The sequence below is a fragment of the Erythrobacter sp. JB1-7 genome, from assembly GCF_057365015.1.
The window spans coordinates 81,578-105,064 of the sequence record NZ_CP200291.1; the positions used below are offsets into that span (position 1 = coordinate 81,578).

At 57.1% G+C, this 23,487-nt stretch carries 22 protein-coding genes and 1 pseudogene; 9 read left to right on the forward strand and 14 right to left on the reverse strand.

The window, feature by feature from the left end; all coding sequences use genetic code 11:
• Positions 1 to 400 precede the first annotated feature (400 nt).
• From hisI to AC0V6W_RS00420, 3 genes are read left to right on the forward strand one after another with little or no spacing between them, the layout of a single operon-like run.
• Positions 401 to 802, forward strand: a complete 402-nt coding sequence (gene hisI, locus AC0V6W_RS00410) for a phosphoribosyl-AMP cyclohydrolase (protein WP_486146097.1) — start codon at positions 401 to 403, stop codon at positions 800 to 802.
• 31 nt (positions 803 to 833) lie between these two features.
• Positions 834 to 1,298 (forward strand): MerR family transcriptional regulator, encoded by a 465-nt coding sequence (locus AC0V6W_RS00415; protein WP_486146099.1) that lies wholly within the window; start codon positions 834 to 836, stop codon positions 1,296 to 1,298.
• Positions 1,299 to 1,349: 51 nt separating this feature from the next.
• Positions 1,350 to 3,155, forward strand: coding sequence for an acyl-CoA dehydrogenase C-terminal domain-containing protein (locus tag AC0V6W_RS00420; protein ID WP_486146101.1), 1,806 nt, complete (start codon positions 1,350 to 1,352; stop codon positions 3,153 to 3,155).
• Positions 3,156 to 3,418: 263 nt separating this feature from the next.
• Here AC0V6W_RS00420 and cysK read toward each other — a convergent pair whose 3' ends face one another.
• The 4 genes from cysK to tyrS all read right to left on the reverse strand — a co-directional run bounded on the left by cysK (position 3,419) and on the right by tyrS (position 7,437).
• Positions 3,419 to 4,339, reverse strand: coding sequence for a cysteine synthase A (gene cysK / locus AC0V6W_RS00425; RefSeq protein WP_486146103.1), 921 nt, complete (start codon positions 4,337 to 4,339; stop codon positions 3,419 to 3,421).
• A gap of 1 nt (position 4,340) precedes the next feature.
• A complete protein-coding gene (locus tag AC0V6W_RS00430) occupies positions 4,341 to 5,648 on the reverse strand; it encodes an MFS transporter (protein WP_486146105.1) in 1,308 nt (435 codons plus the stop codon).
• 84 nt (positions 5,649 to 5,732) lie between these two features.
• Positions 5,733 to 6,071: a PilZ domain-containing protein gene (locus tag AC0V6W_RS00435; RefSeq protein WP_486146107.1), complete on the reverse strand. Its 339-nt coding sequence runs from the start codon at positions 6,069 to 6,071 to the stop codon at positions 5,733 to 5,735.
• Positions 6,072 to 6,204: 133 nt separating this feature from the next.
• Positions 6,205 to 7,437, reverse strand: a complete 1,233-nt coding sequence (gene tyrS / locus AC0V6W_RS00440) for a tyrosine--tRNA ligase (protein ID WP_486146109.1) — start codon at positions 7,435 to 7,437, stop codon at positions 6,205 to 6,207.
• A 79-nt stretch (positions 7,438 to 7,516) separates the two neighbouring features.
• Between tyrS and AC0V6W_RS00445 the strand changes: the two genes are divergently transcribed.
• Complete coding sequence (locus AC0V6W_RS00445) at positions 7,517 to 8,032, forward strand: DOMON domain-containing protein (protein WP_486146111.1); 516 nt, start codon at positions 7,517 to 7,519, stop codon at positions 8,030 to 8,032.
• Here AC0V6W_RS00445 and AC0V6W_RS00450 read toward each other — a convergent pair whose 3' ends face one another.
• The gene (locus AC0V6W_RS00450; protein ID WP_486146113.1) at positions 8,033 to 8,551 is read right to left on the reverse strand and encodes a TspO/MBR family protein; all 519 of its coding nucleotides are present in this window, start codon (positions 8,549 to 8,551) and stop codon (positions 8,033 to 8,035) included.
• Positions 8,552 to 8,602: 51 nt separating this feature from the next.
• Here AC0V6W_RS00450 and AC0V6W_RS00455 point away from each other — a divergent pair, with 51 nt between their 5' ends.
• A complete protein-coding gene (locus AC0V6W_RS00455) occupies positions 8,603 to 9,805 on the forward strand; it encodes an exo-beta-N-acetylmuramidase NamZ family protein (RefSeq protein WP_486151400.1) in 1,203 nt (400 codons plus the stop codon).
• Here AC0V6W_RS00455 and AC0V6W_RS00460 read toward each other — a convergent pair.
• The 4 genes from AC0V6W_RS00460 to AC0V6W_RS00475 form a co-directional block, all read right to left on the reverse strand.
• Entirely contained in the window at positions 9,802 to 10,923 is a 1,122-nt protein-coding gene (locus tag AC0V6W_RS00460) for a zinc-binding dehydrogenase (protein WP_486146115.1), read from the reverse strand. The two genes, AC0V6W_RS00455 and AC0V6W_RS00460, sit on opposite strands and share 4 nt — an antisense overlap.
• A 77-nt stretch (positions 10,924 to 11,000) precedes the next feature.
• Positions 11,001 to 11,168: a hypothetical protein gene (locus AC0V6W_RS00465; protein ID WP_486146117.1), complete on the reverse strand. Its 168-nt coding sequence runs from the start codon at positions 11,166 to 11,168 to the stop codon at positions 11,001 to 11,003.
• Between the two features lie 277 nt (positions 11,169 to 11,445).
• On the reverse strand, positions 11,446 to 12,099 hold the full coding sequence (locus AC0V6W_RS00470; RefSeq protein WP_486146119.1) for an immunity protein Imm33 domain-containing protein: 654 nt from the start codon (positions 12,097 to 12,099) through the stop codon (positions 11,446 to 11,448).
• A 4-nt stretch (positions 12,100 to 12,103) separates the two neighbouring features.
• Positions 12,104 to 13,288 (reverse strand): vWA domain-containing protein, encoded by a 1,185-nt coding sequence (locus tag AC0V6W_RS00475; RefSeq protein WP_486146121.1) that lies wholly within the window; start codon positions 13,286 to 13,288, stop codon positions 12,104 to 12,106.
• A gap of 126 nt (positions 13,289 to 13,414) precedes the next feature.
• Between AC0V6W_RS00475 and AC0V6W_RS00480 the strand changes: the two genes are divergently transcribed.
• A complete protein-coding gene (locus tag AC0V6W_RS00480; RefSeq protein ID WP_486146123.1) occupies positions 13,415 to 14,833 on the forward strand; it encodes a methyl-accepting chemotaxis protein in 1,419 nt (472 codons plus the stop codon).
• Positions 14,834 to 14,857: 24 nt separating this feature from the next.
• Here the strand turns inward: AC0V6W_RS00480 and AC0V6W_RS00485 are convergent, their stop codons facing one another.
• Entirely contained in the window at positions 14,858 to 15,712 is an 855-nt protein-coding gene (locus AC0V6W_RS00485; protein ID WP_486146125.1) for an AAA family ATPase, read from the reverse strand.
• 112 nt (positions 15,713 to 15,824) lie between these two features.
• Complete coding sequence (locus AC0V6W_RS00490) at positions 15,825 to 17,147, reverse strand: serine hydrolase (protein WP_486146127.1); 1,323 nt, start codon at positions 17,145 to 17,147, stop codon at positions 15,825 to 15,827.
• A 145-nt stretch (positions 17,148 to 17,292) separates the two neighbouring features.
• On the opposite strand from AC0V6W_RS00490, the gene AC0V6W_RS00495 reads away from it, so the two are divergent.
• Positions 17,293 to 18,519 (forward strand): bifunctional alpha/beta hydrolase/OsmC family protein, encoded by a 1,227-nt coding sequence (locus AC0V6W_RS00495; protein ID WP_486146129.1) that lies wholly within the window; start codon positions 17,293 to 17,295, stop codon positions 18,517 to 18,519.
• A 1-nt stretch (position 18,520) separates the two neighbouring features.
• Here the strand turns inward: AC0V6W_RS00495 and AC0V6W_RS00500 are convergent, their stop codons facing one another.
• The 3 genes and pseudogenes from AC0V6W_RS00500 to AC0V6W_RS00510 all read right to left on the reverse strand — a co-directional run bounded on the left by AC0V6W_RS00500 (position 18,521) and on the right by AC0V6W_RS00510 (position 22,117).
• Entirely contained in the window at positions 18,521 to 18,895 is a 375-nt protein-coding gene (locus AC0V6W_RS00500) for a hypothetical protein (protein WP_486146131.1), read from the reverse strand.
• Positions 18,888 to 20,877 (reverse strand): annotated as a pseudogene (gene parE / locus AC0V6W_RS00505) (DNA topoisomerase IV subunit B). The gene AC0V6W_RS00500 and the pseudogene parE overlap by 8 nt, the downstream one beginning before the upstream one ends.
• A gap of 76 nt (positions 20,878 to 20,953) precedes the next feature.
• Complete coding sequence (locus AC0V6W_RS00510; RefSeq protein WP_486146133.1) at positions 20,954 to 22,117, reverse strand: penicillin-binding protein activator; 1,164 nt, start codon at positions 22,115 to 22,117, stop codon at positions 20,954 to 20,956.
• 47 nt (positions 22,118 to 22,164) lie between these two features.
• Here AC0V6W_RS00510 and rsmI point away from each other — a divergent pair, with 47 nt between their 5' ends.
• Both rsmI and AC0V6W_RS00520 read left to right on the forward strand, forming a co-directional pair.
• Positions 22,165 to 23,031 (forward strand): 16S rRNA (cytidine(1402)-2'-O)-methyltransferase, encoded by an 867-nt coding sequence (gene rsmI, locus AC0V6W_RS00515; RefSeq protein ID WP_486146135.1) that lies wholly within the window; start codon positions 22,165 to 22,167, stop codon positions 23,029 to 23,031.
• Positions 23,028 to 23,387 carry a YraN family protein gene (locus AC0V6W_RS00520; RefSeq protein ID WP_486146137.1) on the forward strand — a complete coding sequence of 120 codons (360 nt, stop codon included), beginning with the start codon at positions 23,028 to 23,030 and terminating at the stop codon, positions 23,385 to 23,387. The genes rsmI and AC0V6W_RS00520 overlap by 4 nt, the downstream gene beginning before the upstream one ends.
• The last annotated feature ends 100 nt before the right edge of the window (positions 23,388 to 23,487 follow it).

A 23,487-nucleotide genomic window follows, 5' to 3' on the forward strand; every position in this document is an offset into this window, starting at 1 on the left:
CGGGCGCCACGTGACGAAATGGTATGGATCCGCTCATGAAGAGCTCAGACGGCGACCCCCTAACTTCGCCATCAGGATCCTATCCTTGTCGTTCAATCAGCTGCGCTGACACCCCGCTGCCAGTTCGCCGCCGATCACCCCCTGAACCTGGCCAAAAGCCCGTTGTTCGGTTGAAGAATACCCTAGGGCATCCTTGAGTGCCTTGTCCCATTAGCCTGTCAAAATCGGAAGCCGAATTTAGCCACTTGTCCGATTTTGAACCGTTAATGTGGTTATCGTGCAACAACCAATCGCATAAGGAAGTCCACTGGACGCAAATTTTCAAATGGTTCAGGAACGGGTTGCTCATTGTCATGGGTCTGATGCGCAGCTGTATTTTCAAAACACGAGAGACAAACCGATGAACACCGAAAACGTGCTTACCACAGCAGAGCGCGAAGAAGGCTCTGCGTTCGCTCCAAAATTTGATGCCAATGGATTGCTTACCGCCGTTGTAGTGGATGCGCATACGAAAGCGGTTCTGGTTGTGGCTTTCATGAATGCACAAGCGCTCGATGCGACGCTATCGAGCGGGGAGGTGCATTTTTGGTCGAGGTCACGCAGTGCCTTGTGGAAAAAGGGGGAGACCTCGGGCAATCTGCTGCACGTTGCAGAGATACACGTCGATTGCGATCAAGACGCGCTGGTGATCATGGCCAAGCCTGCCGGACCAACCTGTCATACCGGGCGCACAACCTGTTTCTACCGACGACTTCAGACGGCCGGAGGTGTCAGTCCAACTCTCGTGAAGGTAAAGACTTGACGCTCACGTAAAGGGAAGGTAGTGAAGGGCCATGGCTACAGCACCACTTCGTACCGATCAAACGCAAGCTGGCGGTGGAGAAATCCGCCAGAACCGCGCGCATCTTGATACACCCGATGAACAGGAACGTGAGCAATTCACGATTTCCGATTTAACGGGTGAGTTCGGCTGCACCGCACGTGCTTTGCGCTTTTATGAAGATGAGGGGCTTATCAGCCCAGCGCGGGTCGGTTTGACGCGTGTTTATTCAAAACGAGATCGAGCGCGGCTTGCCTGGATTATGCGCGCCAAGAATGTCGGGTTTAGCCTCACTGAAATTCGTGAGATGATCGATCTTTATGACCTCGACGATGGCCGGGTTGAGCAAAGACGAGTCACCATTGAAAAATGCAAGACGCACATTGCCAAATTGAAGGCCCAACGGGCTGATATTGAATCGTCGATCAAAGAATTGTCACAATTTGTCACCGAGATTGAGCAGCTTGATCTTGGCTAGACCGCGCCGTCATTACCCAGTTAAAACAACTCTTCACGAAGGGATCTTGTGATGCCAACTTATACTGCACCCACACGCGACACGCGCTTCATCATCAATGAAATGCTCGATCTTGCGAGCTATGGCAATTTGCCGGGCTTTGAAAACGCTTCGCAGGATATGATCGACACTGTCGTGAATGAAGCTGGCAAGTTTTGTTCAGAAGTGCTCGCACCGCTCAATCAGATTGGTGATGAGCAAGGGTGTACGCGCCATGATGATGGTTCGGTAACCACGCCGGACGGTTTCAAAGGGGCCTATGATCAGCTGGTTGAAGCGGGTTGGACGACTTTGACCGCTCCCGAAGAGTTTGGCGGACAAGGCCTCCCGCACGTAATGGGTTTTGCATTTGAAGAATATATCGGCACCGCCAATCAGGCGTTTGCGATGTATCCCGGTCTGACCGGGGGCGCTGCGGCTGCTCTTCAAGCTGCGGGTAGTCAGGAATTGAAAGAAACCTATCTGCCGAAAATGGTTTCGGGCGAATGGTCCGGAACGATGAACCTGACAGAGCCGCATTGCGGCACCGATCTGGGCATGATCCGCACCAAAGCGGAACCTCAGGGCGACGGTTCGTATTCCATCACTGGCACCAAGATATTCATTTCAGCTGGCGAGCATGATCTCACCAGCAACATCATCCATCTGGTTCTGGCTAAAACGCCGGGTGCCCCGGATTCCTCCAAAGGCATTTCGCTGTTCGTCGTGCCGAAATTCATCCTCGATGAAAATGGCGAGCCGGGTGAGCGCAATGGCGTCTCGTGCGGATCTATCGAGAAGAAGATGGGCATTCATGGGAACGCCACCTGCGTCCTCAACTATGACGGTGCCAAAGGCTGGCTGGTTGGCGAGGAGAACAAAGGCCTCGCTGCTATGTTCGTCATGATGAATGCGGCCCGCCTTGGTGTCGGCATGCAAGGGCTTGCCCAAGCAGAGGTCGCCTATCAGAACGCTGTGACTTATGCGCTGGACCGCCGTCAGGGCCGCGCTTTGACAGGGCCGGCTGACAAGGATGCGCAGGCTGATCCGATTTTCGTGCACCCCGATGTGCGTCGGATGCTGATGGATGCGAAAGCATTTAACGAAGGGATGCGGGCTTTGTGCCTTTGGGGCGCTTTGCAAGTTGACCTGAGCCACAAGGCGCAAACCGAGGAAGAACGCCAGTTGGCCGACGACCTTATCAGCCTGATGACTCCGGTTATCAAAGGCTATGGCACCGACAAGGGTTATGACATCGCCAACAATATGCAGCAGGTTTATGGCGGGCATGGCTATGTCAAGGAATGGGGCATGGAACAGTTCGTGCGCGATAGCCGGATTGCTATGATCTACGAAGGGACCAATGGCGTTCAGGCGATGGACCTTTGCGGGCGCAAGCTGGCGTCGAATGGCGGGCGCGCTGTGCAGGCGTTCTTTGCCGCGGTTGATGAAGAGATCGCTTCGGCCAAGCAGGTGGACGGTTTGGCCGATATGGCGGGCAAGCTTGAAAAGGCACTGGGCGAACAAAAAGCGGCCACGATGTGGTTCATGCAGAACGCTATGGCGAACCCCAATCACCTGGGCGCCGGCGCGCATCATTACATGCATATCATGGGCATTGTGACGCTTGGTTTCATGTGGCTCAAAATGGCGAAGGTTGCCAAATCAGCTTTGGAAAACGCTCCTTCCGACGCGGCTTATTATGAGGCGAAACTCACCACCGCTGCGTATTATGCCGAACGCTTTTTGCCGGATGCTGGCGCTTTGCGGCGCAAGCTTGAGGCGGGTAGCGATCACATGATGGCTCTGCCGCAAGAGGCGTTTTCGACCGCGGCCTAAACCCCGGTTTCACCCTACCAAAAAGGCCCGGCAGGTTACCGCTTGCCGGGCCTTTTTTGCGCCCTCATTTCCGATTCGCCGCGCCTTTCTGGTTGACGAAATACATACTGGGGAGAGTGACTTTTCGAGTGGGGGAGGCGGGCTGTGGGCGCAAACTCCCCGCCGCTTCAGGCACAGAAACGCCCGCGTCAAACATAACAGCGCACCGCCATGTAGGAAAATCGCTTCCTACACGGCCCTGCGCACTCACAATAAACAGCCCCTTATTCCACCGGCAGGAAATCGGGCACCGACAGATACCGCTCGCCCGTGTCATAGTTAAAGCCCATCACCCGTGCGCCTGCGTCCAGATCCGCCAGCTTCTTCGCAATCGCAGCCAAGGTTGCGCCTGATGATATGCCGATCAGCATCCCTTCCTCTGCCGCAGCCCGGCGGGCCATTTCCTTGGCATCATCGGCATTCACCGCGACCGCGCCATCAATCGCATCGGTGTGGAGGTTCTCGGGAATAAAGCCCGCGCCGATCCCTTGAATGGGATGAGGGCCGGGCTGTCCGCCTCCGATCACGGGGGATGCTTCGGGTTCGACCGCATAGGCTTTAAAACCGGCCCAGTGCTTTTTCAGCTCTTCAGCGCAGCCGGTTAAATGCCCGCCTGTGCCAACGCCCGTTATCATCACGTCAATCGGGCTATCGGCGAAATCTGAGAGGATTTCCTGCGCCGTAGTGCGCGCATGCACGGCAGGGTTCGCCCCGTTTTCAAACTGGCTTGGCATCCATGCGCCCGGCGTGCCGTCCACCAGCTCAGCCGCGCGTTCGATCGCGCCTTTCATGCCCTTTTCCTTGGGCGTTAAATCAAAGCTCGCGCCGTAAGCAAGCATCAGGCGGCGGCGTTCAACCGACATGCTTTCAGGCATGACCAGCACCAGTTTGTATCCCTTGACCGCGGCAACCATGGCAAGGCCAATGCCGGTATTGCCGCTGGTGGGTTCAACAATCGTGCCGCCGGGGGAAAGTTTGCCCGATGCTTCCGCATCTTCGACCATGGCCAAGGCTATGCGATCCTTGATCGAGCCGCCGGGATTGGACCGTTCTGATTTCAGCCACACTTCGTGATTGGGAAACAGCCGCGACAAGCGAATATGCGGAGTGTTGCCAATGGTTTCGAGGATGCTTGCAGCTTTCATATCAGGCTCCCTTGGATGATGGTGTTTGATCGTCTTCTAGCAGGTCTTGCCCGGTTAGGTCAGTGGGGGGATCGAAGGTTTTCGTTGTCCGCAATACAGGAAATATTCGGCTCCATAACAAAACGATCCCAATCGCGCCCGCGCCGCCTGCCACCAATGCGGCGACCGGACCGATCAGGAATGCCAAAGCGCCCGAAAACGCATCGCCGCCTTCGTTCGATGCGCTGATTGTCATCATCGACACAGAGGATACGCGCCCGCGCTTTTCATCGGGCGTGTGCAGCTGGATCAGCGATTGGCGAACATAGACGCTGAACATATCGGCGGCCCCAATAATAAACAGCATGGCAAGGCTGAGCGCCATGATCTTGGAAAAGGCAAAGACAATCGTGGCAATCCCGAACACCAACACCGCGCCCAGCATTTTGGGGCCGACATTGGTTTTGAGCGGCCTAAACGAGAAATACGCCGCGACCAGTCCCGCACCGATGCCCGGTGCCATCGCCAATTGGGCAAGGCCGGTGGAGCCTGTTTGCAAGATATCGCGAGCAAAGACGGGCAGCAGCGCATTCGCGCCTGCCAAAAACACCGCAAACAGATCAAGCGTGATCGCGCCCAGCACCATTTTGTTGCGCACGACATAGCGCATTCCATCAATGATCTGGCCGATGGGCCGCACATCTTTGCGCAAAACGGGCTGCGCCACTTTGCCCACCAGATTGAGCGCGACAAATCCCAGCGTGAACAATCCGGCAGAAACGGCATAGGGCAAAGCGGGCGTGATCGAATAAAGATACCCGCCCAATGCCGCGCCCAGTATCGTGCCGACCTGCCATGCGACCGTGGAAACGGCGATGGCAGTGGGAAGCAGCGTTTTGGGCACCAGATTGGGGGCAAGCGCCGACAAAGCAGGCCCGGCAAATCCGCGCGCAATCCCCAGCACAATCGCCACGCCGTAAAGCACAGGCAGCGTGATCCCATCATTGGCCGTAAACCACCATAGCGCCCCCGCGCAGCCCAATTGCAGCAGGATGGTGATCGATCCGATGGTCCGGCGATCAAACCTGTCTGCGGCAAGCCCGGTAAACGGAGTGAGCAGGAACAGCGGCACAAATTGCAACAGGCCAATCAGCGCCAATTGCCCCGATGCAGCGGCAATCGACATCCCCGCATCGCGCGACAGATTGTAAACCTGCCAGCCAATAATCAGGATCATCGCATATTGACCCAATGTCATCGCAAAGCGCGATGTCAGGTAACTGCGAAAATTATGGATCTGGATGGGATGGGCGGGCTGAGCGGAAGTCACTCATCGCCCATGGCAGGCGGGCAGGCTTATGCCAAGCGGCGCCGTGTTCCGCTTGCAATTAACCGGCGTGTGCGAAAAAGGGCTTTAGCGTTTTTTTCGCAGGCGCGGATTGGGCTGAAGGCCGTCAATAATGGTCATGAAGTCATCAAGCCGGATGATGCGTTCAAATTGAAACCCGGCGCGTTCTTCATGACACCACATTGCATAGGCTTCGATCCGGCCAACAATCGGCAGGCGAATGATCACACGGTCGCCGCGTGCGATGCTGTGGGCATCGTCAATCATAAAGCCATGGGCGGACATATTGCAGACATGCACGCTGAGATCGCCATGCGTGTTGTGTTCCACAATAGCCGGGAAATCGACCGGGTGACGGGTCGCCCGGCGCATATCGGTTACGCTTAAATTTGCTCCGGCAGACACGGGGTTTCACCCTCCAACTAAAACGCCAATATCTCCTAGTGCAGGAAAAAGGCTGATAATTGGTAAAACAGGCGCAGAAAGGTTGTGCCGGGCAAACATGGCCGCCCGCGATAGGCGCGGCAGGGTTAGGAATTTAACGCGTGATAAGCCCGTGTTTCTTCTTACCCAGGCTTAACCGGATGGTCTGATTATCGGCGGCGGTCACCAGATGGCCTGCGTCACTCACGGTGTCGCCATCCAATTTCACGGCCCCTTCGGCCAGTTTGCGCTTCGCCTCTTTATTGGATGCGGTGAAACCAATCTCGGTCAGGACAGCGCCGATGCGCTTGCCTTCTTCGCCCACGCTGATCGTGGGCAGATCTTCGCCCGCGCCGCTGCCTGCAAAGGTTTCGCGCGCGGTTGCCTCGGCTGCTTTGGCGGCATCCTCCCCCCGCACCAGAGCGGTGACCGCATTGGCGAGCACCGTCTTTGCCTCGTTAATCTCAGCGCCTTCCAATGCTTCAAGCCTGGCGATCTCATCAAGCGGGATATCGGTGAACAACCGCAGGAAGCGGCCGACATCACGGTCATCTGAATTGCGCCAATATTGCCAGAAATCATAGGCGGGCAGGGCGTCTTCGTTCAGCCAGACGGCGCCCGATGCGGTCTTGCCCATTTTGGCCCCATCCGCCGTTGTCAGCAAAGGCGTGGTCAGCCCGAAGAGGTCGCGCCCTTCCATCCGGCGGCCCAATTCCATGCCATTGACGATATTGCCCCACTGATCGCTGCCGCCCATTTGCAAGCGGCAATCATAGCGGCGGCCCAGTTCAACAAAATCATAAGCCTGAAGGATCATGTAATTGAACTCCAGGAATGTCAGCGGCTGCTCGCGGTCCAGCCTCAGCCGGACAGAATCGAAAGTCAGCATCCGGTTGATCGTGAAATGCGGCCCCACATCGCGCAGCAGCTCGACATAGCCGAGCGCAGACAGCCATTCATCATTGTTGACCATAATGGCATCCGTTGGCCCATCGCCAAAGGTGAGCAGTTTTTCAAACACCGTGCGGATGCTGGCGATGTTCTGGTCGATCATGTCAGGGGTGAGCATCTGGCGGCTCTCATCCTTGCCCGATGGATCGCCGATCTTGGTCGTCCCGCCGCCCATCACGACGATGGGTTTGTGCCCTGCCTGCTGCAATCGGCGCAGCATCATGATCTGCACCAGGCTGCCGACATGCAGGCTGGGCGCGGTCGCATCAAAGCCGATATATCCGGGCACGACCTGCTTTGCAGCCAGCTGATCGAGCGCGCCGGGATCGGTGATCTGGTGGATATAGCCGCGGCTTTCGAGCAGGCGCAGCAGATCGGATTCGTATGCATGTGTCATAAGGCTGAGCGCTTAACAGCGCAGGGGCGGGTGGGGAAGTGACTTGCCCAGATGATCCGCATGTCCGATAGGAGCGGCCATGCAACCACTCATGCTCCACCAGACCTGCGATCTTGGCCCCATCCGCGCGGTAACCGCTGCGCTTAAAGCGACACCAGAGGGGTGCGAGGCGGAATTTCGCCTTGATGGGCGGATTGCGGGGATCGAAGTGCCCGCGCCCGGCCCATCTGAGCGGATGGACAATCTGTGGAAGACGACGTGCTTTGAAATCTTCTGGCAGCCCATTGGCGGTACTTCCTACCGCGAGTTTAATCTGTCCCCATCCTCGCGCTGGGCATGTTATGATTTTGACGCGTTCCGCGAAGGGATGCGCGATGCGCCGGTGGATGCGATTGCGCTGTCATGCTCGCATTCGGATAATGAGTTGGTTTTGAAAGCCAGCATCGCCAGCGAATTGCCGGCCCCTGCGCAAGTGGCGCTCAACGCTATTGTCGAACACGCCGATGGAGGCTTGCAATTCTGGGCGCTCGCCTTTGGGCCGGGTAAGCCGGAGTTCCACTCAGAGGCGTGCCGTCAGATGATCGTGGAGCGGTAGTTAGGCCTGCGCACGGGGACCAAACGGTCCGTTCTTTTTGACAACCGCGTAGTTGATCGCCTGCGCAAAACACGTCCAAACAAGATAGGGCACAATCAGCCACGCCGCCAAGGTAGAGACAGGGGCAAGCACCACAATCAGCGCAGCGCACGACGTTATCAGCGCGAAATTCTCGATAAATGACCAGTCCGGCCGCTTGAACGTGAAAAACAGCGGCGACCACAGGAAATGCAGCACCGCATTCACGCCAAACGCAGCGGCGACCGCGCCAAACTGCGCCGGGCTTCCCGCCTCAGTCCAGCCAATATACAGCGCCCATCCGGCCAGCCCCAGAATTATCGTCCATGCCGGACCAAAGGCCCAACCGGGCGGCTGAAACCACGGTTTCTCCAGTGCTTCGTACCATTCGCCAATATCGGTAAGCAGCCCTCCTGCGACATTGAGACCAATGCCGTACAGCAATGCGAAAGTGAGCGCGGTGTAATCCATAATCCCGGCAATACGCTGTTCGAGGCGCAAAGGCCATTGCCTTTGACGCGCGCCTGCGCCACTTCGCTCCTTATGACGCGTGTGACTTTCGGCATCGACCGCCTTTTGGCAGACCCGCAATTGCTCGGCGAACTGGAGGGCAAGCGAACCGCTCTTATCGCCCATCCGGCGAGCGTGACGGCAGACCTCACCCATTCGCTCGACGCGCTGATTGCGGCGGGAGTGAATGTCACCAGCGCGTTCGGCCCGCAACACGGGCTTAAAGGCGACAAGCAGGACAATATGGTCGAAACTCATGACGAGGTGGATGCAAAATACGGCATCCCCGTCTTCAGCCTGTATGGAGAGGTGCGCCGCCCCACGCCCGAAATGATGGCATCTGCCGATGTGTTTCTGTTTGATTTGCAAGACCTTGGCTGCCGCATCTACACCTTTGTGACAACTCTGCTTTACCTGCTCGAAGAGGCCGCAAAGGCAGGCAAAAACGTCTGGGTGCTGGACCGGCCCAATCCCGCTGGCCGCCCGGTCGAGGGGACTTTGCTGGTTCCGGGGCATGAGAGCTTTGTGGGCGCTGCGCCCATGCCCATGCGCCACGGTTTGACCCTGGGCGAGATGGGCCACTGGTTTACCGATCATTTCGGCCTCAATGTGGATTACCGCGTCATCGCGATGTCGGGGTGGCAGCCCGATGGGGAAGGGCATGGCTGGCCGCAAGACCGCGTGTGGATCAACCCGTCCCCCAACGCGGCCAGCATCAATATGGCGCGCTGTTATGCGGGCACGGTGATGATCGAGGGCGCGACCGTGTCAGAAGGCAGAGGCACCACGCGCCCCCTGGAAGTGCTGTTCGGCGCGCCCGATATTGATGCAGGCGCAGTCTGGACTCAAATGCAGCGCACCGCGGGCGAATGGTGCGCAGGGGCCGCCGTGCGCGATTGCTGGTTCGAGCCGACCTTTCACAAACACACCGGCCAATTGTGCAACGCGCTGATGGTGCATGCCGAGGGGCCGCATTACAATCACGACGCGTTCAAACCATGGCGAATGCAAGCGCTCGCGTTCAAAGCCATCCGCCAGCTTTACCCCGATTACGAGCTGTGGCGCGGCACCGATTTCAAATATGAATACACCAATGACGTGCTGGCGATTGACGTCATCAATGGCGGGCCGTCCTTGCGCGAATGGGTGGATAACCCGGCAGCCCTGCCGGGCGATCTTGACGCGATTGCCTCAGCGGATGAAGCCGCATGGGTGCAGACGGTGAAGCCGCATCTGCTTTATTAAGAGTGATCGGGCACGACGATTTGCCGCACCGCTTCGCCCGCTGCCAGCTTATCCATCAGCGTGTTAATCTCGCTCAATGGGCTGACTGATGTGAGCAGTTTTTCAACCGGCAATCGGCCCGCTTTCCAAAGCCCGATAAACCGCGGAATATCGCGCGATGGGATGCACGATCCCATATAGCTGCCCTGCAAGGTCTTCCCATCGGCCACCAGAGACAGCGCGGAGATATCAAGCTTTTCATCAGGATGGGGCAATCCGACGGTTATGATCCGCCCGCCGCGCGCGGCGGCCTCGTAAGCGCGGCTTAAAACAGCAGCTTTGCCAGCGGTTTCGATCACCACATGCGCGCCGAACAACGCCTCATCATCATCAGGCGCGGCCGTTTTGGCAGCGCCAAGCTCGGCCGCCAGCGCGCGCTTTTCAGGCGAAGGATCGACCGCTGTCACCGGATTGGCCCCTGCCGCAATAGCGCCCAACAGCGCAGAAAGCCCGACGCCGCCCAAACCGTAGATCAGCACCGATTCCCCCGGTTTCACCTGCGCCGTGTTGAACACAGCGCCCACACCCGTCAGTACCGCACACCCGAACAAAGCGGCGATTTCGGGCGCGATATCATCGTCAATCTTTACCGCGCTGCGTTTGTCGATGACGGCGTGATCAGCAAAGGCCGATACGCCCAAATGGTGATGCACCGTTTGATCGCAGCAGCTGAGCCGCGAGCCGCCTTTGAGCAATTCGCCCTTGCCGTTGGCCGCCGCGCCATTGGGGCACAAATACCCTTCGCCGCTGGCGCATTTTGGACAGGCCCCGCAGCTTGGCAAGAACACCAGCACAACCTTGTCGCCCGGGGTGAAATCGTGCTCGTCAGGATCGCCTGTTTGGATCACCGTAGCAGCCGCTTCGTGCCCCAATGCCATCGGCATCGGGCGAGGGCGATTGCCATCAATCACAGACAGATCGCTGTGACACAGACCGGCAGCATCAATCCGCACGAGCAATTCGCCGGGCTTCGGCGGCGCCAATTGCAGCTCAGTGATGGCGAGCGGTGCTGAACTGTCATAAGGGGCGTGATGCCCGCCGGTTTGGCGCAGGAGAGCGGCCGAAATAGTGTTCGTCATACCGGCCTTTGTCGCTTTAGCGAATGAAAAGAGCAAGCAAGTGCATTCGGCTTTGCGCCTGTCGGATAGCCTTGCGCTTACTCGCCCGCTGCCGGGATGATCTGCAACGGCTCGGCGCTGTGTGAAGGAAGCGCGCGAATATCTTCTGTGTCGCCCATCATCACCATCACCGAACAGCCGTTCTCTTTGCGGTCCACGGCATAGATCAGATAGGGTTTGTCAGGCGATGCGGGTTCGCGCTCCATTTGGGGTTGCCGGGCATCGGAGCGGCAGACAGTCCCGAATCCGTGCCGGGCGATCTTTATGCGATTGCCTCAGCAGATGAGGCCGCATGGGTGCAGACGGTGCGGCCTCACCTCTTCTACTAACATCCGTCACCGCGGCCCCCGAGCCGGGGTTTGGCTTCTTCTCGTGCCTCGAAAAGGAAGCTGGATCCCGGATCAAGTCCGGGATGACGGAGGAATGTTGAGACTGAGCCAACGCGCCGAACGAGGCGTTTTGAGTGTCGGGGAGTTTGAGTTGTTAACTGCGGCTGACGCGAATGTAATCCAGCGCTTCGTCATTCCATTGGAATGCACTTCCCGGTTTGCTATCGATTAAATGTAGCCAACGATCGTCGTTGTTCAGAACAACTCCCAAAGCAACATATTGGGGATTGCATCCGTCTTCCTCGTCTTTCTCAACGGCCTCTGGAGTACCCCGAATTCGCCAGCCACTGTCGGGATCATTATCGCCATCCCGTGTCATATCGGGTTCCTCACGATACAAATAGTCGACTTGACTGAGGCCCTTGATGACGCAGTCATCGACGATGCAGCGATCCCAGTAAGAGCGTTTCTCTTCGACCTTGGGTAATTCGCGGCCATCTTTTGTGAACACAGAGATAACATGGGTGAATGGGATTGTCAGGCCATCCCCATGGCATAAGTTCTTCATATCAGTCGGTGTGCTATCGAGCCGACCCGTGAAGCAGTTTTCCTCAATCTCCTCAATAATGACCCACATTCGCTCCGCGTTGTAAGCGCCATCAACATCTGAGATCACTGCCTTTACCAAATCACCGACTTCCATAGCCGCAACATGGTCCGGGTGAGCTAGTTCGAATGTGTAGGGAGCTTCATTGGCCACCGTCCGTGGATCGACGATTGAAATTCCAGCAGGTGCACTGACGGGCATAAACTCAATGCCCCTGCTTGCGGCTAAGCTCCCGCATCGCTTCGTCCAAGCCGTCCAGTGTCAGGCCGTACATCCGGTCATTCACCAGCTCTTTCATCATCTTGGTTGATTGTGAATAGCCCCATTGCTTTTCGGGGACGGGGTTTAGCCATACGGTTGCGGGGTAGGTGTCCGTTACCCGTTTCATCCACGTGACGCCCGCTTCCTCGTTCATGTGTTCGACACTGCCGCCTGCATGGGTGATTTCATAGGGGCTCATCGCGGCATCGCCTACGAACACCACTTTGTAATCATGGCCATATTTGTGGAGCACGTCCCATGTCTTGGTGCGTTCCTGCCAGCGGCGTTTGTTGTCTTTCCACACGCCTTCATAAAGGCAGTTGTGGAAGTAGAAAAATTCGAGGTTTTTGAACTCAGCCGTGGCCGCGCTGAACAATTCTTCGACCAGTTTGATAAACGGGTCCATTGATCCGCCCACATCGAGGAACAGCAGGAGTTTCACCGCATTGCGGCGTTCGGCGCGCATGTGAATATCAAGCCAGCCTTGTTTTGCAGTCCCTTCGATCGTGGCATCCAGATCGAGCTGATCCTGCGCGCCTTCGCGAGCGAAACGGCGCAGGCGGCGCAGCGCCATTTTGATATTGCGCGTGCCCAATTCCTTGGTGTTGTCGAGGTTTTTGAACTCGCGCTTTTCCCACACTTTGATCGCACGCTTATGCTTCGATTCTCCGCCAATGCGCACGCCTTCGGGGTTGTAGCCGGAATTGCCGAACGGGGATGTGCCGCCCGTGCCGATCCATTTATTGCCGCCCTGATGGCGTTTTTCCTGCTCGGCCAGACGCTCTTTCAGCGTCTCCATGATCTTGTCCCAATCGCCCAGCTTTTCAATCTCGGCCATTTCCTCTTCGGAGAGGAATTTTTCGGCGACCGCTTTCAGCCAGTCTTCGGGGATATCGACAGGGTTTTGCCCGTAATCGGCCATGATCCCTTTGAAGACCTTGTGGAACACCTGATCAAACGTATCGAGCATCCCTTCGTCTTTTACGAAAGTCGCGCGCGATAGGTAATAGAACGCCTCGGGCGTCTGATCGATCACATCGCGATCCAGCGCTTCCAATAGCGTCAAATGCTCTTTGAAACTCGCGCCAATGCCTGCGCTGCGCAATTCGTCGGTGAAATTGAAAAACATGCGGCAGGGTTTAGCTGCGAACCGAGGGGCTGACCAGACCTTTGCGCGCAACATTCAGGCGAACGCTTAAACCTTCGCTAACCATATATGCGTTACCTTGTGCAAATACCGGGGGACGCTGCTATTATGAAACACGACGCTATCGACACTTCTGACGCATCCGCGTTGGATACCATCCCTGAAAAGTGCGGGGCCGTCACGGTTGGCTGCGCTGATGTGGCGGGCATTGTCGAGGCGGTTATCCGGTCATCGGAAGCGTTGCGCGATGAGCACCAGAAACTGCAGGGCACTGTCACCGCTCTCGAAGCGGATCAGGCCAAAGTGTCTGAAGCAAGTGACGAGGCGCGGCTGTTGTCGGAACGCGCGATTGAGCGGCTTGGTGAGGGCACGTCGCTGATCAATTCCTCGCTTGCCCAAATCGGATCGCTGCTGGTTCTGGTTGAGACTTTGGGCAAGCACGTCACTAGTTTTTCCGCCGCGATGGAGCAGGTTCGCCGCAGCGCGAAAGATATCGAAGATATTGCCGAGACAACCAATATTCTGGCGCTGAATGCCACTATCGAAGCCATGCGCGCAGGTGATGCCGGGCGCACATTTGCCGTGGTTGCAAACGAAGTGAAAAGCCTTGCCAATGACACGCGCCATGCCACTGAAGAAATCTCCACGACCATTGATGCGCTGGGCGAAGAAGCAGCGGTTGTCATTGGTCAGATAGAGCAAGGCGCTTTGGTCAGGGATCAGGCGCAGGCATCGGTGACCCGGATCGAAAGCACGATCACCAGCGTCGGCGAGCTTGTTGAGGAAGTTGACAAGCAGAACGATATGATCGCGCGCTCAACCGGAACAATCAGCGGCCGGGTAATCGAGGTGCAAGACGTGCTCGAACGCTTTGACAGCTCGAGCAAAAGCAATGAAGCCGAACTGGTCGATGCGCAGCGACGGATCAATGATCTGGAATCGCTTGCGAATGATATGTTCGATGGGCTGGTCCAGTCCGGCCTGTCCCCGCTCGATAGCGCAATGGTTGACCGCGCACAGGAAACCGCGCGCCGCATTGTGGAAGTGACCGAAGACGCGGTCGCGAATGGCACTCTCACGATAGCGCAATTGTTCGACTATGATTATCAGCCAATCCCCAATTCAAAGCCCGAACGCTTCACCAATGGCTTCTCACAATTTGCAGATTTGAACTGGCGCACCGTTCTCAATGAGACGACCAATTCCATTGAAGATTGCGTTGCGACGGTGTGCGCCGATTTGAACGGCTTTATGCCAACTCATATCGATCAATTCTCGCAGGCTCCCACCGGGGATTTGGCGCATGATACGCGCTATTGCCGCAATGGCCGGATTGTTATGGATCAGGCTGACAAGGCCGCCTTGCAAAGCACCGCACCTTACCGGATGTCCGTGTTTCGCCAGGAAGGCGACGGCCAGCACTATTTCATCGTGCGCAGTGTCTATGTTCCGCTGATTATCACCGGCAAACGATGGGGCGATCTGAAACTCGCCTATATGCTCGGCGGGTATGACCACCTGATGTGATTGCCCGTCAGGTCGGATTGCACGTTAGGTGGGATTGCGGCGGGCCATAAAGGCTAGCCGTTCAAACATCATCACATCCTGCTCATTTTTGAGCAGCGCGCCATGCAAAGGCGGGATCGCATTGTTGGGATTGGCATCCTGCAATGTCTCAAGCGGCATATCCTCATTGAGCAGCAATTTCAGCCAATCGAGCAATTCACTGGTCGAAGGCTTTTTCTTAAGGCCGGGCACTTCGCGCAGCTCGTAGAAAATATCCATCGCCTTTTTCACCAGGGTTTTCTGGATATCGGGGAAGTGCACATCAATGATCGACTGCATCGTGTCGCGGTCGGGAAATTTGATGTAGTGAAAGAAACAGCGGCGCAGAAATGCGTCAGGCAATTCCTTTTCATTGTTGGACGTGATGACAACGATGGGCCGCTCTTTCGCCTCGATGCGTTCCTGCGTTTCGTAAACGTCAAAGCTCATCCGGTCGAGTTCCTGAAGCAAATCGTTCGGAAATTCGATATCGGCCTTGTCGATCTCGTCAATCAGCAGGACGGGCAGCTTTTCGCTGGTAAAAGCTTCCCACAATTTGCCCTTTTTGATGTAATTGCGAATGTCGTGAACGCGCTCTTCGCCCAATTGCCCATCGCGCAGACGCGCCACCGCGTCATATTCATACAGGCCCTGCTGAGCCTTCGTTGAGGACTTGATGTTCCATTCGATCATCGGCGCGCCAAGCGCTTTTGAAATCTCATGCGCCAGAACGGTTTTGCCTGTCCCCGGTTCGCCTTTTACCAGCAAAGGCCGACGCAAAGTGACAGCGGCGTTCACCGCGACTTTCAGATCATCGGTTGCGATATAATTGCTGGTGCCTTCGAAACGGGTATCGGCCATGAGTTTTCCTATGAGACTTAATTTGCTTGCCCAACCGATAAGCGGCGAGCCTTCGCCGCGCAAGGGGGACAGCGCTAGTGTTTTTAGCGTGACAAGATGAAATGGCGGGCAGTCAGGGCAACGTTAGCAGGCGCTTGGCAAACCCCAATAGCGTTTCCGTGCTGACATCTTCATCAGGATTGTTCCATCCCAAAGTCAGAACGTGATCGGTGCCCTGTGTATCGGTGAGCAGCCAGGTCAGATTGCGCACGCCGGGTTCTGAGCCGCCTTTATGGCCTGCATAGGTCCATTTGGTGAGGTATTCATCAGGGATCCCTTTATTGATGGCCATCACGTCAAATGTTTGCGGATCGGCCGTCCGCCGCATGTATTCAAACAGAGCAAGCAGGTCGTTTGCGCTCGACAACCATTCCACATCAATGCGCACAGGTTTGCCCGAAAACGCCTGAAATATCTGACCCTGGCTGGGCGGATTGGTTTCTACTGCGGCCAGAATGGCAAGCCGTTCTTCGACGTCTGCGTCTGCATAAGCGGCAAGCCGCGCGCTATCGCCGCCTTTCAGCAGAAACAATTCGCGCGTGGTCATGAAAGGGGCAGAGATTTCCGGATTGGTATGCCCCGTTGCGGCGAATGTTTCATACACATTTTCGCGGCCCAACAGCTTTATCAGCTGATCGGTGGCGGTGTTATCGCTGATGGCCATCATCAAACTGGCATAGCTGTACAGTGTTGCAGGCGAGCCTTGGGGAAAGTTCTGCATCACTCCGCTGGGATAACTTTGCGCAGATAATGGTTCGATATCGTCCCAAGATCGCTGGCCGCCGGCAATCTGTTTGCCAAGCTCTGCCAGCACGTAAAACTTGAAAGTCGAACCCAGCCCCAAGGGGGTATCGGCATTGATCGATAGCAAGGGATCAGACCGGTCTATCGGCCCGAAATACGCGCTGATTGTGCCGGGCAGGGCGGCCAGATCAGCCGCGATTTTTTCCGCGCTGTCATTGCCATCTGAAACAGGTTCAATGGAGCGAAAAACCAGTTCGCTCACCCGGTTATTATCGGCAGGATCAATCGCAATGCCGCCCATGGCAATCGCGCGTTCAAACCGGATGTGCAGTGCAGAACGGGTGCCGGTTTTGGGCGCAAGAAATTCAACCGCGACCGCTTTGCCGAATTGATCGGCGATGTTTTTGGTGAAAGCCTTGATCTGTTCAGGCGGGAGCGCGGTCAAAAAACCTTCGGAAAAAACTGCCTCTGCCGGGATTTCATCGTTGATGAATGCAACGATCTGATCGCTGCGCATTTCAATTGGCGCTTCGATTGGAGCTGCGGCACTGGCGTTGTTTTCGTCTGCGGGCGGCGGGCTTTGAGCCAAGGCGGCCGAAGGAGGCAACACAAAACCGGCGGCAAGGACGCCTGCCATAGCCAAAGTTTTCATTGTCACTCCTTTTCAAAACCAGCCCAAGGAATACCGCATTTCGGCATCCCTTCCAAACTGCCAATCAAACCGGCAGCCAAGCTTAGGCGGGGCAGGTGTATCCATTTGCCGCTGCGCTGCGTATCCAGCCCATAGGAGACGAACGATGCCGACAGAGAATTTTTCGATTGCAACAGATGCTGGGCACATTTTGTCAGGCGCGCTTGAGCTGCCCACGGGCCTTGTGCGCGGGGCCGCGATTTTTGCGCATTGTTTCACTTGCACAAAAAGCAGCAAGGCAGCGGTCAGCGTTTCGCGCGCATTGGCGCGTCAGGGTTTGGCATGCTTGCGATTTGATTTTACCGGGCTTGGCCGCAGCGAGGGAGAATTTGGCTCTGCTGGTTTTGCCGTCGATATTCTCGATCTGCTGGCCGCAGCCAATGCGTTGATAGACCGGTTTGGCAATCGCTTACTGCTGGTTGGTCACAGCTTGGGCGGGGCCGCAGTTCTGGCGGCCGCGCATCAAATGGGCAAAGACAAAGTGGCGGCCATTGCGACAATTGGCGCTCCGTCCGACGTGCCGCATGTGCTGCATAATATCAAAGGGGATCTGGAAGCCATTCGGCGTGATGGATCGGGCAATGTGATGATTGGCGGGCGTGAATTTCCGCTGAGCCGCGATTTTCTGGCACGCACCGAAAACGTGGATTTGCTTGCGATGGTCAGGGAATTGCGCCTCCCTTACCTAACGCTCCATTCGCCTACGGATCAGATCGTCGGGATAGAGCATGCAGGCGCATTGTTTGATGCAGCGTTCCATCCCAAGAGCTTTATCAGTCTGGCAGGCGCGGATCATCTGCTCACCGATAGCCATGATGCCGAATTTGTGGCCAGCATGATCGCAAACTGGGCTCAGCGCTATCTTCCCGTATCTGAGGTTGAAACGCATCCCGAAACAGGCGTGAACGTGCGCACAGGGCACGGCAAATTCGGCACCGAAGTGCACACCGCGTCCCATCACTTTGTCGCGGATGAACCGGTGAGTTTTGGCGGGGATGATACCGGGCCAACGCCCTATGATCTGCTCAACGCATCGCTTGGCACTTGCACCGCGATGACGATGAAGATGTATGCAGACCGCAAAGGCTGGCCATTGGAAGCGGTGCGGGTGCATGTCAGCCACGAACGCGATCATGCAAAGGATTGCGATCACTGCGATGATAACAAGGGATCAGGCGTGCAAGCGCTGAACCGCGTGATCGAAGTATTCGGCGAGGACTTAAGCGAGGAGCAGCGCCAGAGAATTATCGAGATTGCCGATAAATGTCCGGTGCACAGGACGCTCGAAGGGCATTTGCACATCCACACTCAATCAGCAGAGGCAGTGGGTTAGATCAAACTGAAAGAGCAGCAGCCGTCACGAATAGCGTATTCATAGCCAGTGCCAAAACGGTTGCCACTTTCCACCCCCGGCCAGCGGAATGCATCCCGCGATCCCATGTCCATTTAAGCACCGCTCCGCCCGATAGCGCCGTCAAGGCCACTGTCACCCAATCGGCCCTATTGATGGTGATGACGAGCAATGTGCTGGCGACTACAAAATGCAGCAGAAATGCGCCTGTGAACCAGACAATCGGAACAGGCCGGTAGGCGGTGTCGGGCATTTCCCAATCCGGCAGCGAGCTATCGGGCCGCGACAGACGGCGGTCGCCCGCCATAATGTCCTCTTCGCGCGGATTGGGGTATTTGGGCGGCTCTGCGTCACGCATCAATCATATCGCGGTCCACATCGCTTGCGTGGTTCTGGATGAAGTTGAAACGGTGTTCCGGATTGCGGCCCATCAGCTGATCGACCAGCACTTTAACGCTTGCGCGGTCTTCAAATTCGGCGGGCAGGGTGATGCGGATAAGGCTGCGCGTGTCCGGGTTCATCGTGGTTTCGCGCAGCTGTGCCGGGTTCATTTCGCCAAGCCCTTTGAACCGGCCAACTTCGACCTTTTTGCCTTTGAACACGGTCGCTTCCAATTCCGCGCGGTGGGCATCATCGGCGGCATAGCGGCTCTCTTTACCCGCAGTCAGGCGGTAAAGCGGGGGCTGGGCGAGGAACAGATGCCCTTTTCGCACCAGATCAGGCATTTCCTGAAAGAAGAATGTCATCAAGAGCGTTGCGATATGCGCGCCGTCCACATCGGCATCGGTCATGATGATGACCCTGTCATAGCGCAGATTTTCCGCATCGCATTCCTTGCGCGTCCCGCATCCCAGCGCGAGCGCTAGATCGGCAATTTCGGAATTGGCGCGGATTTTATCGGCAGTGGCGCTGGCGACGTTGAGGATCTTGCCCCGGATCGGCAGAATTGCCTGCGTTTTGCGATTGCGCGCTTGTTTCGCACTGCCGCCAGCCAGAATCCCCCTCAACAATAAACAATTCGGTTTCGCCATCGGTTTCGCCCGAACAATCGGTGAGCTTACCGGGCAAGCGCAGTTTTTTCGCATTGGTCGCGGTCTTGCGCTTGATCTCGCGTTCCTGCTTGCGGCGCAGGCGTTCATCCATGCGCTCCATCACTTCGCCCAGCAGCGCCTTGCCCCGGTCCATATTGTCGGTAAGGAAGTGGTCAAAATGATCGCGCACCGCGTTTTCGACAAGGCGATTGGCCTCAGGCGAGGTCAGGCGGTCCTTGGTTTGCGATTGAAATTGCGGATCGCGGATAAACACGCTCAGCATCACTTCGCATCCGGTCATCACATCATCGGCGGTGATGTCCTTGGCCTTTTTGGTGCCGGTGAGTTCGCCAAAGGCGCGCAGCCCCTTGGTCAAAGCCCCGCGAAGGCCCTGTTCATGCGTGCCGCCATCAGGAGTGGGGACGGTGTTGCAATACCAGCTGGTCGATCCATCGGAGAAAAGCGGCCAGGCAATCGCCCATTCGACGCGGCCTTGCACGATGCCATCAGCCTCCGGAAATTCCTGATTGCCGGTGAAGGGCTCTGCCGTGACGCATTCGCGCCCGCCAATCTGTTCTTTGAGATGATCGGCCAGCCCGCCGGGGAATTTGAACACCGCCTCTGCCGGCACATCGTCTGAGGCTAAGCTGTCGGCGCATTTCCAGCGGATTTCGACGCCTGCGAACAGATACGCCTTGGACCGGGCAAGCTTGAACAATCGGTGCGGTTTGAACGCGCGGTCGCCGAATATCTCGGTATCGGGAGTGAAAGTGACCGTGGTGCCGCGCCTGTTGGGAGCAGCGCCCAGTTCCTCAATCTTGCCAAGCGTCTGACCTTTGGAAAAGCTTTGCGCATAAAGTTTCTTGTCGCGCGCGACTTCGACGCGGGTGTCGGAGGATAGAGCGTTGACTACGCTCACCCCCACACCGTGCAAGCCGCCGCTGGTGGCATAGGCTTTGCCCGAAAACTTGCCGCCCGAATGCAGCGTGGACAAGATCACTTCGAGCGTGGATTTGCCCGGAAATTTGGGGTGCTCATCCACCGGAATGCCGCGGCCATTATCGGCGATGGAAAGCCTGTTGCCTTCTTCAAGCCGCATTTCAATGCGCGAGGCATGGCCCGCGACCGCTTCGTCCATGGCATTGTCGAGAACCTCTGCCGCAAGGTGATGCAGCGCGCGATCATCGGTCCCGCCAATATACATGCCGGGGCGGCGGCGGACGGGCTCTAACCCTTCGAGAACCTCGATCGAGGAGCTATCGTAATCGCCGGAGGAGGCAGGCGTGCCATCAAACAGATCATCGGACATGGCGCTGATATAGGCAGCGCGTGTCCGATGTCACAAGGTGGAGCCGCGCCTTATGCGCAATTGTGCGCAGGTACTCTTAGCGTGAAAAGCTTGACGGGGCCGCATCAACCCGGACAACGCCGCCCGATTGCACCTCGCGCACTTCCAAAGCGCGTTCGGCAATGCCGTTTGCACCAAAGCGGAAAGCGCCATCGACCCCCAGAAATCCGCCGCGATCAAACAGCTTGGATTTGGGGAAATCGTCCCCCACGCGCCAATCGCGCGCCACACGCAGGGTCAACAGGACAGAATCGTAACCCAATGTCGCGATCCGATAAGGCTTTGCGCCAAAGCGCTGTTCGTAACTGTCAGCAAAACGGCGGAAACGGCCATCAGAGACCGCAGAAAACAGCGCCCCTTCGATCATGGCGGACTGGGTGAGTTCGGATTCGCCGCTCCACAATTCGGTGCCAAGGATACGGGTGCCGGTTGCCCCGCTTGATTTAAGCTCGCCTGCCGCCTGCACCGCAAGGCGCGCGCCATCGGCAATCAGAACCGTGTCATATCCCCCTTTGGTGCGCAGACGCTGAGCCGCGCTGACGATGGATGTGTTGCCGCGGGCATAGTTTTCATTCGACACCAGAACGCCGCCATAATCGCGCAAAGCGTTTTGCAGCGCGCTGTAAGAGCGTTGTCCATAGGCCCCTTGTGGCACCAGCGCGGAGAAGCGGTTTGACCCGCGCGCACGGGCATAGCGGACCGTGCGGCGAATGGATTGTTCGGGGATATGGCCCATCACAAACACATCCGCGCTGGCGACAGTGGCATCGTTGGAAAACGCAATCGCGGGCACGCGCGCGGGCCGGGCGGCGGCTTGCACTGCGGGCACATTGCCTGCCAGCAGCGGGCCAAGGATCAGTTTGTTGCCATCCGCAATCGCCTGACGCGCCGCAGCGCCTGCGCCTTTGGCGGTGTCATAGGTGGTGATGCGCAGATTGTTCGCATTGGTATCAAGCAGCGCCATGGTGGTCGCATTGGCGAGCGATTGGCCCACTTCTGATGTGTTGCCCGATGTTGGCAGCAGCAACGCAATCCGGTGGCGCGTTGCGTCTGTGGGCAGGCCCGTTGTCGGCTGCGGGGTCGGCGCTGCGACAGGCGGCGGAGTATCCACAGTTGTTTTGGGAATAACACTGCACCCGGCAAGCGCCACCGCGCCCAGCGCCAATGCCGCTGCACCGCGGCCCATTTTGCTTAAATTCATGCGTTTCATTCTTGCCGACCCCCATTTGCTGCTTCATTGCCCGTCTTGTGACCAATACCGCCAAACCCACAAGGCCTGAATCAGCTTTTTACGAACCCTTGGATCAGGGCCTTTATATTGTCGCAACGCCGATTGGCAATCTAGGCGATATAACGATGCGCGCTGTCGATGTGTTGAGGCGCTGCGATGCTATTGCGTGCGAGGATACGCGCGTCACTGCGAGACTTATGGGGCATCTGGGCCTCAAAAATCAGCTGGTTCGGTATGACGATCACGCCTCCGATGAAAACCGCGCGCAATTGCTGGGCCGGGCGCGGTCAGAGGCGATTGCCTTGGTGAGTGATGCGGGCACTCCGCTGATTTCTGATCCGGGTTACAGGTTGGTGAGCGAGGCGCGCGCCGCTGGGATCAATGTGATTGCCGTGCCCGGAGTTTCAGCCGCAATTGCCGGATTGACCATATCGGGTCTGCCCACGGACCGGTTTGCCTTTGCCGGTTTTCTGCCCGTTAAGGACAAGGCGAAATCCGATATGCTGGCAGAGTTTGCTGACTTTTCCGGCACTGTCATATTTTACGATACCGGCCCGCGTTTGGTGCGCAGTCTGGATATGCTCGCCGCGCTTTGGCCTGCGCGCGCCATTGCAGTGGGGCGCGAATTGACCAAGCTGCACGAGGAATGCCGCACCGGCACCGCAGGTGATCTGTCGGCGCATTACACTCAGCATCCACCCAAGGGCGAGATTGTGCTGATGGTCAGCCCCCCGGTGGCAGAGGAAACAGCGCATGACACCGATGCGATGCTGCGCGATGCTCTCACGCAGATGAGCCCCAGCAAAGCGGCGGGCCAAGTCGCAAAAGCCAGCGGGGTGGACCGCCAGACGCTGTATGCGCGGGCGGTTGAGCTAAAATCATGACCGATCCCAAACGCGTTATCGCCGATCAAAAGGGCCGCGATGCTGAAGCTGAGGCGGCGCAGTGGCTGATGCAGCAGGGCTGGCGCGTTGTGGCCCAGCGGGTGAAGACCAAGCTTGGCGAAATTGATCTGATCGCGGCAAAGCCCGGCATAACCGGCTTCTTCGAAGTAAAATGGCGAAAACGCGCCGCAAACCTTGCCGATGCCATTGATGAAAAGCGATTGAGCAGAGTTGCAGCGGCGGTGGAATTGGTCGCACATGAGTATGCAGCGCCTATGGATGACATAACAATCGACGTATTGCTGCTTGCACCCGGCACCAGCCCGCGCCACATCGAAAATGCATGGATGCCATAGGGCACCCCTACCAAACCCGTTCGTGCTGAGCCTGTCGAAGCACCGCTCTTATTTGGGTGTGACGAGTTTAGAAAAGGACGGCCCTTCGGCAGGCTTAGGG